The sequence below is a fragment of the Methylobacterium sp. CCH5-D2 genome (assembly GCF_001556475.1).
Lineage (GTDB): Bacteria > Pseudomonadota > Alphaproteobacteria > Rhizobiales > Beijerinckiaceae > Methylobacterium > Methylobacterium hispanicum.
The window spans coordinates 1-1,992 of sequence record NZ_LSIX01000897.1; the positions used below are offsets into that span (position 1 = coordinate 1).

Genomic DNA, 1,992 nt, shown 5'->3' on the forward strand with positions numbered 1-1,992 from the left:
CCGGCTCGGTCGACCTGCCGGTCTCGAAGCCCTCCGAGCGCCCGCTGCGCATCACCTGCCGGGACTGAGCGGCGCTACCGCAGGAAGTCCCCGCACTTCTGCGAGGCTTCCGTGCCCCAGGGCATCAGCGGCACCGCCGAGGTCGAGTTCTTCGGCGAGCCCTGGATGACCTTGTCGGAATAGACCATGTAGATCAGCGTGTTGCGCTTCGCGTCGCAGCCGCGCACGATCTGCATCGACTTGAAGATCAGCGAGCGGCGCTCGCTGAACACCACCTCGCCCTGCTTGAACTTGTCCTTGAACTGGACAGGGCCGACCTGCCGGCAGGCGAGCGAGATGTCCGAGACGTCCTCGGCCAGCCCCAGCGTGCCCTTGATGCCGCCCTTCTCGGGCTGGGTGTACCAGCAGGCCACGCCCGACACCGCCGGGTCATCGACGCCGTAGACCACCAGCTTGTCGTTGGGCGTGAGCGGGCGCCAGACCGTCGACTTGTCGAAGATCCGGTCCGGCTCCTGGGCGGAGGCCGGCGCGGCGAGCGCCGCCAGCGCGAGGGCGGCGGCTGTGAGACCCCGAAACAACATCGTCCACGCATTCCCCTGTCGAAGCGGTGCCGGGCATGTAGTGGGGGTGTCGCCGCGGCGCGAGGGCGTTTAAAAATGTTGTCCCCGGCGCGAGTCTCAAGGCCGCGCCGGGCGTTCGCTCGCGTCTCGATGTCTCCCGGTTCCCAAGGCCCCCGGTCGCCCATGCTGCCGTCGCGTTCCTCGATCCGCCGGACCGTCCGCGCGCTCGCCGCGGCCGCGGCCTGCCTCGTGCCCGGCCTCGCCGCGGCGCAGGAGCCGGCCGCCACCCCGGTCCCGCCGGCCGCGCCCAGCGCCGCCTGCCTGCGCTACCGGGCCGAATTGTCCGCCCTGCCGGCGGACGGGGCGAGCGTGATGCGCGCCCTCCAGGGCGAGATCGGCCGGCTGGAGGCCTATCACCGCAGCCTGAACTGCGAGGGCGGGCGCTTCCTGTTCTTCGATACCCGGCCGCCCCAGTGCGGCGCGGTCGAGCAGCGCATCCGTGCGCTCAACGCGACCTACGGGGGCGCGGCGACCGACGACAATTCCGGCCGCCGCCGCCAACTCCAGGCGCTGGTGGCGCAGACCTGCCCGACGGTGGCGCGGGCGGAGGGCGGCGAGCTCCACGCCCGCGGCGGCGCCCAGGTGATCTGCGTGCGCACCTGCGACGGCGGCTACTTCCCGATGAAGAACCTGCCGGAGGGCCGCGCCAGCGCCGACGACATGTGCCAGGCGCTCTGCCCCGGCACCGAGGCCGTGGCCTACTCGATGCCGAACGGCGACGACGCCCTGAAGCACGCCGCGACCGTGCGGGGCAGCCGGGCCTACGCGTCGCTCGCCAACGCCTTCAAGTTCCAGAAGACCTTCGTGCCGAACTGCTCCTGCAAGCCCGCCGACAAGACCTGGGCGCAGTCGCTCGTGAAGGCCGAGAGCATGCTGGTGCGGCACAAGGGCGACATCTTCGTCACCCCGATGCAGGCCGAGGCCCTGTCGCGCCCGAAGATCCGCCTGACCCTGGTCGGCCGGGCCGACAAGACCGCGGCCGAGCTCGCCGCCGACGCCGCCGGGCGCAGCGGCGCCGTGCCGGGCGAGGCCGGCGCGACCCCGCCGGTCGCCGAGCGGACGACCGTGCGCATCATCGCGCCGGACCGGATCGCGGTGCCGGCCTCGGCGCTGCCGGTCGCGCTCTCCGCCGCTCCGGCGCCGGGCGTCGCCCCGGCGCGCTGAGGGCGCCGGGAACCAAACCCATCCTGCGAAAGTTCGAACCGGCCGAATGCCCCGTCCTGCCCGGCGGTCCAGCGGATCGCGGCCGGGCGCGGGTCGAACCTCTCACGCGCCGCCACCGCTCCGGTGTCCGCGCGCCGCGAAGGCCGATCGATGCGGAAGCTCCGCCTGCTCCTCCTCGCCGGGACCGTGATGCCCGGCCTCCTCGCCG

Annotated in this window: 2 protein-coding genes; one reads left to right on the forward strand and one right to left on the reverse strand. The window is 73.2% G+C overall.

What is annotated here, in order from left to right:
- Nucleotides 1–74 precede the first annotated feature (74 nt).
- Nucleotides 75–581: a CreA family protein gene (locus tag AX737_RS24060; protein WP_066925788.1), complete on the reverse strand. Its 507-nt coding sequence runs from the start codon at nucleotides 579–581 to the stop codon at nucleotides 75–77.
- Nucleotides 582–743: 162 nt separating this feature from the next.
- Here AX737_RS24060 and AX737_RS24065 point away from each other — a divergent pair, with 162 nt between their 5' ends.
- Nucleotides 744–1,784, forward strand: coding sequence for a DUF2865 domain-containing protein (locus tag AX737_RS24065; protein ID WP_066925790.1), 1,041 nt, complete (start codon nucleotides 744–746; stop codon nucleotides 1,782–1,784).
- Nucleotides 1,785–1,992: the final 208 nt, after the last annotated feature.

Excerpts from the sequence above, each read along its gene's own strand:
- AX737_RS24060 (WP_066925788.1), bottom strand. The coding sequence starts at position 581 with ATGTTGTTTCGGGGTCTCACAGCCGCCGCCCTCGCGCTGGCGGCGCTC.
- AX737_RS24065 (WP_066925790.1), top strand. The coding sequence starts at position 744 with ATGCTGCCGTCGCGTTCCTCGATCCGCCGGACCGTCCGCGCGCTCGCC.